The 7,303-nt window shown below is 49.6% G+C and carries 4 protein-coding genes; 2 read left to right on the plus strand and 2 right to left on the minus strand.

From position 1 onward, the window contains the following. Positions 1-43: 43 nt before the first annotated feature. A complete protein-coding gene (ubiG, locus tag HMPREF3091_RS03980; protein WP_070714375.1) occupies positions 44-787 on the minus strand; it encodes a bifunctional 2-polyprenyl-6-hydroxyphenol methylase/3-demethylubiquinol 3-O-methyltransferase UbiG in 744 nt (247 codons plus the stop codon). 247 nt (positions 788-1,034) lie between these two features. On the opposite strand from ubiG, the gene gyrA reads away from it, so the two are divergent. Together gyrA and rcsC are read left to right on the plus strand one after the other, a co-directional pair. Then, positions 1,035-3,683: a DNA topoisomerase (ATP-hydrolyzing) subunit A gene (gyrA, locus tag HMPREF3091_RS03985; RefSeq protein ID WP_070714378.1), complete on the plus strand. Its 2,649-nt coding sequence runs from the start codon at positions 1,035-1,037 to the stop codon at positions 3,681-3,683. A 135-nt stretch (positions 3,684-3,818) separates the two neighbouring features. After that, complete coding sequence (rcsC, locus tag HMPREF3091_RS03990; RefSeq protein ID WP_070714380.1) at positions 3,819-6,677, plus strand: two-component system sensor histidine kinase RcsC; 2,859 nt, start codon at positions 3,819-3,821, stop codon at positions 6,675-6,677. 349 nt (positions 6,678-7,026) lie between these two features. Here the strand turns inward: rcsC and HMPREF3091_RS22715 are convergent. After that, positions 7,027-7,303, minus strand: a 277-nt coding sequence (locus tag HMPREF3091_RS22715; RefSeq protein ID WP_246839952.1) for a hypothetical protein, incomplete at its 5' end; no start/stop codon positions are given.

A 7,303-nucleotide genomic window follows, 5' to 3' on the forward strand; every position in this document is an offset into this window, starting at 1 on the left:
AAAGCGCGCGAGTGCAGAGACCACGCGCTGGTGGCTACCCCCATCAATCCCTAACGGTATGCACCATGTAATTCACATCCACATTCGGTGCTAGCTTGAAATGGTCGGTCAGCGGGTTGTAGTGCAGGCCAATCATGTGGCGTTCGCGCAGCGGCGTTTCGTCGATCCAGCCAATTAACTCGGAAGGGCGGATGAATTTTTTCACATCGTGAGTGCCTTTAGGCACCATCTTCAGTACGTATTCAGCTCCAACGACCGCCATCAGCCACGCTTTGTTATTACGGTTAATGGTGGAGAAAAATACGTGGCCGCCGGGTTTTACCAGTTTTGCGCAGGCTAACACCACGGAACGTGGGTCGGGAACGTGTTCCAGCATCTCCATGCAGGTGACGATATCGTACTGTTCTGCGTGTTCGCTGGCATGCTGTTCAACGGTTTCCTGCACGTAGGTCACTTTGATGCCGGTTTCTAGCGAATGCAAACGCGCAACCTGCAATGGCTCAGCGCCCATATCCAGACCGGTTACGCCTGCGCCTTCACGTGCCATGCTTTCGGCCAGAATACCGCCGCCGCAGCCAACATCGAGGATCTTCTTACCAAAAACGCCGTCGGCGCGTTGCTGGATATAGTTCAAGCGCAGAGGGTTGATTCGGTGCAGGGGCTTGAATTCGCCTTCTAAATCCCACCAACGCGAAGCCACCGCTTCGAACTTGGCAATTTCCTGCTGGTCTACGTTTTGTTCAGACACCGATCGCTCCTTTAAGATATTTCCGGCTGCGTGAATCATTCACCGGAAGGTAATTTTTGAGAAAATGCTTGGTGTGGATTATACAGATTGTTTGCCGTTTGCGGTTAATTCCGCCGTGCGTTGAAAAGCGCATAGGGTTTCGCACAAAATCCGGCTTTATGATATAATTCGCGGTCTTTGTCATCGTGTATGCGCTTTGATCTATTCGATGAATATACCCAAGGGTGTCTGTTAGGGTAGCGGCAGCAGATGAATCATCAGAAGTCAGTAGAGGGATAGCAGCTCCATGAGCGACCTTGCCAGAGAGATTACGCCGGTCAACATCGAAGAAGAGTTGAAAAACTCGTATCTGGATTACGCCATGTCCGTTATCGTCGGGCGTGCGCTGCCGGATGTTCGTGATGGACTGAAGCCAGTTCACCGTCGTGTTTTATTTGCGATGAATGTACTGGGCAATGACTGGAATAAAGCCTATAAAAAATCAGCCCGTATCGTCGGTGACGTTATCGGTAAATATCACCCGCATGGTGATAGCGCGGTATACGATACTATCGTTCGTATGGCTCAGCCGTTCTCACTGCGTTACATGTTGGTGGATGGACAGGGAAACTTCGGTTCTGTTGATGGCGACTCCGCCGCAGCAATGCGTTATACCGAAATCCGTATGTCCAAAATCGCTCACGAACTGTTAGCGGATCTGGAAAAAGAGACCGTTGACTTCGTGCCTAACTATGACGGCACCGAGCAAATTCCGGCGGTGTTGCCAACCAAAGTGCCAAACCTGTTGGTGAACGGTTCTTCTGGTATCGCCGTAGGTATGGCGACCAACATTCCTCCGCACAACCTGAATGAAGTGATCAATGGCTGTCTGGCCTATATTGATGACGAAAACATTACGGTTGAAGGTTTGATGCAGCATATTCCGGGGCCGGACTTCCCAACTGCCGCGATCATTAATGGTCGCCGTGGTATTGAAGAAGCGTACCGTACCGGACGCGGCAAGGTTTATATCCGCGCCAAAGCGGAAGTGGAAGCAGATGAAAAATCTGGCCGCGAAACCATCATCGTGCATGAAATTCCTTATCAGGTGAACAAAGCTCGCCTGATCGAGAAAATTGCTGAGCTGGTTAAAGAAAAACGTCTGGAAGGCATCAGCGCTCTGCGCGATGAGTCCGATAAAGACGGCATGCGTATCGTGATTGAAATCAAACGTGACGCTGTCGGTGAAGTGGTGCTTAACCACCTTTATTCACTGACGCAGATGCAGGTAACGTTTGGTATCAACATGGTGGCGTTGCATCAGGGGCAGCCTAAGTTGCTGACGCTGAAAGATTGCCTGCAGGCATTCGTTCGTCACCGCCGTGAAGTGGTGACTCGCCGCACCATCTTTGAACTGCGTAAGGCTCGCGATCGTGCGCACATCTTGGAAGGTCTGGCGATTGCGCTGTCGAATATCGACCCTATCATCGAGCTCATCCGTCATGCGCCAAACCCTGCGGAAGCGAAAGCGCTGCTGGTTGCACGTGGCTGGGCGCTGGGCACCGTTGCCGCTATGCTGGAACGTGCCGGTGATAACGCGGCGCGTCCTGAGTGGCTGGAACCACAGTTCGGTATTCGCGATGGTCATTACTATCTGACCGAACAGCAGGCTCAGGCCATTCTGGATCTGCGTTTGCAGAAACTGACCGGCCTTGAGCATGAAAAACTGCTTGATGAATATAAAGAGCTGCTGGAGCAGATTGCTGCCCTGATCTTTATTCTGGAAAGCCCAGATCGCCTGATGGAAGTTATCCGTGAAGAATTGATCGCGGTTCGTGACCAGTTTGGCGATGCGCGTCGTACCGAAATCACTGAAAACACTGCTGATATCAATATCGAAGATTTGATTTCGCAGGAAGACGTTGTTGTCACCTTGTCGCATCAGGGCTATGTAAAATATCAGCCTCTGACCGACTATGAAGCTCAGCGTCGCGGTGGTAAAGGTAAGTCCGCAGCACGAATTAAAGAAGAAGACTTCATTGACCGCCTGTTAGTGGCGAATACGCATGACACCATTCTGTGCTTCTCAAGCCGTGGGCGTCTGTATTGGATGAAGGTTTATCAGTTACCTGAAGCGAGCCGTGGTGCGCGTGGTCGTCCGATCATCAACCTGTTGCCGCTGGAAGCTAACGAACGTATTACCGCAATCTTGCCGGTTCGTGAATACGAAGAGGGACGCCACGTCTTTATGGCGACCGCGAGCGGTACCGTGAAGAAAACTGCGCTGACTGATTTCAGCCGTCCACGTAGCGCCGGTATTATCGCTGTGAACCTGAACGAAGGTGATGAGCTGATTGGCGTGGATCTGACCGACGGTAGCAACGAAGTCATGTTGTTCTCTGCGGCAGGTAAAGTGGTTCGCTTCCCAGAAAGCCAAGTACGTTCAATGGGCCGTACCGCAACGGGTGTTCGTGGGATTAACCTCAACGGTGAAGACCGTGTGGTGTCGCTGATCATTCCTCGTGGCGAAGGCGACATTCTGACCGTGACCGAAAACGGCTACGGTAAGCGTACCGGCGTGGCAGAGTACCCAACCAAGTCGCGTGCGACTCAGGGCGTTATCTCCATCAAGGTGAGTGAACGCAACGGTAACGTGGTCGGTGCGGTTCAGGTTGATGCCTGTGACCAGATCATGATGATCACCGATGCCGGTACGCTGGTGCGTACACGTGTTTCCGAAGTGAGCGTGGTGGGCCGTAATACCCAAGGTGTTACGCTGATCCGCACCGCCGAGGATGAGCATGTTGTTGGCCTGCAGCGCGTTGCTGAACCAGAAGAGGACGATGAAGTTCTCGAAGGTGAAGAGGGTGCAGCGGTTGAAGGTGACGTCACTGACGTAGCCGAAGAGGCTAACGATGCGCCAGAGCAAGATGAAGAGGATGATGAAAACGCGTAATTTCTAGCGTTTTATTCACCTGATAAAAAAGCCAGTGCAGATGTTTTGCACTGGCTTTTTTTGTCTTCAATGATTAGTGTGATACATGAGTTTGGTTTTTCCGTTTAACTGATCTATTTCTGTTATGGTAATTCTTTGAAATATCTTGCTTCTTTCCGAACAACGTTACGCATCTCACGTTATCTATTCCGCTCTTTGGCGCTGATGCTGTGGATACTGGGTGCTTTGCTGACAACGTTTTATATTCTCAATGAATTTCATGAGAAAGAGTCCGATATCCGGCAAGATTTCAACCTGAGTTTCGATCAGGCACAGAGCGTGATTAAGCACTCCGCCAGCATCATGCGCGATATTCGCTATATCGCTGAAAATCGCCTGAGTTGGTCTGTCACTGGGCTTGATATGATCAATGGCGTCTTCAGTGGAAAGAATACGCTGCCGCCGCTAACGCCGATTTTTCCAGAATCAGATTGCCAATTACTGAGTGATAACTATCGCAACTCGTTAGAGTCATTGAGTAATTTTATTAACTACTGGAAAGAGAATTTCGTTGCGGCATATGACCTCAACCGTATTTTCTTTATTGGTGGCGAAAGCTTATGTTTGGCGGATTTTGGTATCCGCAATACGCCGTTGGATCAAAGTCATGTTTTCCGCAATTTACATCAGCGAATTTTGACGTTCCAAAATAGTAATAATAAAGAAAAAGAAAACACGCTATTTTGGGTGATCCCGAGTGCGCAAAATGATGCGGGAGCGCTCTATGTTATCACGCCAGTCTATATCGCTAACAAGTTAGAAGCTCTGCTAGGGACTGAGCAAAATATTCGCCTAGAGGATTTCACCAATCCATCTACGCTGCCGGTGGGTGTGACGTTATTAAATGATAACAATGAAGTTTTAATGACTTATACCGAAAATGGCGGCGCACTACCTACTATTTCCGGCATTCCTAGCGATGATAACTATTTTGGCTATAACAGCGGCTACGATACGCTGTTGCTGAAAAAGAAATTGAATCCGTCAGGGCTGAGCATTATCTATTCATTGCCAACCAGCGTATTGCTTGAACGTTTTAATCTATTGCTGATTAATGCGGTTATCATGAACCTGATCAGCGCGTTGATTCTCTTTGTTTTAACGTGGGTATTTGAGCGCAAAATGTTTTCTCCGGCAGAGAATAACGCTTTCCGCTTAGAGGAACATGAACAATTTAACCGCAAAATTGTGGCTTCTGCTCCCGTCGGGATTTGCATTCTACGCATAAAAGATGGCAGCAATATTCTTAGTAATGAACTGGCACATAACTATATCAGCATGTTTACGTCTGAAGATCGGCACCGAATCACGCGTATTATCTGTGAGCAGCCGAGCAGCGTTGTGGATGTGATTACAAGCCAGAACCAGAATTTGCAAATCAGTTTTGTGCATTCGCGTTATCGCAATGAAGACGTGGCGATTTGCGTTATGGTTGACGTGAGTGCGCGCGTAAAAATTGAAGAGTCGTTACAAGAATTAGCCAATGCGGCAGAGCAGGCAAGCCAGTCTAAATCGATGTTTTTGGCAACGGTTAGCCATGAATTAAGAACGCCGCTGTACGGCATCATTGGTAATTTAGATTTGCTGCAAACTAAGTCGTTGCCAGAAGAGACACAGCGTCTGCTGGCGGCAATGAGCAATTCCTCTGGGCTGCTGTTAAAAATCATCAGCGATATTCTCGATTTCTCCAAAATTGAATCTGAGCAGTTAAAAATTGAGCCGGGAACGTTCGAGCCACGCAAAGTTATACCGCATATTATCGGCAACTATTTACCGCTGGTCGTGCGCAAACGCTTGGTCATGTATTGCTTTATCGAGCCAGAAGTACCCGATTCTGTCGCGGGCGACATCATGCGTATTCAGCAGGTGTTATCCAATTTGTTGAGTAATGCGATTAAGTTTACTGACACGGGCTGCATTATTCTTCAGGTGCGAGTGCAGGATTTCTATCTCGAATTCCGTATTCGTGATACTGGATTGGGTATTCCATTCCGTGATGTGATGAAGCTGTTTGATCCCTTCTTCCAAGTGGGAACAGGCGTGCAGCGTCATTTCCAAGGTACAGGTTTAGGGCTCGCCATTTGTGAAAAACTGGTGAGCTTGATGGATGGTGATATTGCCGTTGAATCTGAACCGGGGATGGGCAGTATATTCACCGTACGCATCCCGATGTATCAGGCCGTGGCTTCCACACCTCAGGTTGAAGCGTTGATGCAAAAGCCTATCTGGCTCGAAATACATAACGCACGACTAGAAAGTTATTTACTCAAACTGCTAACGCTAGCCGGAGCCGATGTACATCTATGCTGCGCCAATGAGCAGGGCGATGAGCATGGCGTCCTGATTTCCGATCATGACGTGACTTTATATCAGCCGGTGAAGGCTCATATCCGTTTGTCAGCGGAATATATCGGCCATGCTAAATGTAAAGACGATGGCTCATGGGTATTGAGTACAGCGGCACCGCTAGAGTTGCTGAGTATTCTGCGTCGGATCTTTGCTCCAGAAGATATGGAGCTACTGCCGGGGCTCTCTGAAGAAAGCACCAACGTTGAAGTTCATGATTACAGTGACGTGCATATTCTTATTGTGGACGATCATCCGATTAACCGCCGCTTGCTCGCCGATCAGCTTATCTCGTTGGGATATCACTCCGTTTCAACCGCCAGTGATGGTCTCGATGCGCTGGGCGCATTAGCCAAACAACATGCTGATATTGTGCTGACCGACGTGAATATGCCCAATATGGACGGTTACCAGCTAACCGCTCGCCTGCGCCAACAGGGTCGCACAGCGCCGATTATCGGCGTGACCGCGAATGCTTTAGCCGAAGAACGCGAGCGTTGTATTCAAGTCGGGATGGATAGCTGTCTATCTAAACCGGTGACGATAGAAGAGCTGCAGGCATCGCTGGCGCATTTTGCGGAAGTTGTGAGGAAAGGGCGGGGGAGTTAGTGTGTACGCCTGTTGTTTATGTTATGACGGTGTAATGTTTCGTACGCTTAAAACACCGAATTCCACATAACCATTGTGCCAGCGTCCGAGTTGGGGGGCCAATCGCTGCCCCCCAACACCCCAGCTTGGCACCGTTCTTCAGCCTGCTTCGCAGGTACCCGAATCTCGTCATTCCGGCTTTAACGGAACGAACGGCAATCGCCATCCTGGCTCCTCCGTTCTTTCGCCGACATCCCTGTCGGCGAATCCTAGCCTACATTCCTCCCTTCGGCTGAAGAACAATGTGCCGGAAAAGGTCAACTTCAAAAGACGAAAAGACAAAACAAGAAATCTTTATTTGGTTTTTAGTTTAAGTCTTGGAAGGGAGAGCCGGCACGACAGGGATGTCGTGACGGAGTTTGGGGTGCCCTGGATGGGCGATACCAAACCGGAGCGGAGATGGCGTCTCGGATAAAAAGCGCGAGGATTGAAGGGGCGCGCGCTGGCGCCCCTCATCGGTCGCCTTCGCCAGCGGTGTCATGGAAACGCATTTGCTGACCGGCGAACGAAACATGTCACCGCAATCCCATAGGATAAAACTGTATTGGAAATAGCATCTCGGATAAAAGCGCGCGAGTGCAGAGACC

This window comes from Hafnia sp. HMSC23F03, assembly GCF_001816025.1.
In the GTDB taxonomy this organism is placed as follows: Bacteria; Pseudomonadota; Gammaproteobacteria; order Enterobacterales; family Enterobacteriaceae; genus Hafnia; species Hafnia paralvei.

Excerpts from the sequence above, each read along its gene's own strand:
- ubiG (WP_070714375.1), bottom strand. The coding sequence starts at position 787 with ATGATTCACGCAGCCGGAAATATCTTAAAGGAGCGATCGGTGTCTGAA.
- gyrA (WP_070714378.1), top strand. The coding sequence starts at position 1,035 with ATGAGCGACCTTGCCAGAGAGATTACGCCGGTCAACATCGAAGAAGAG.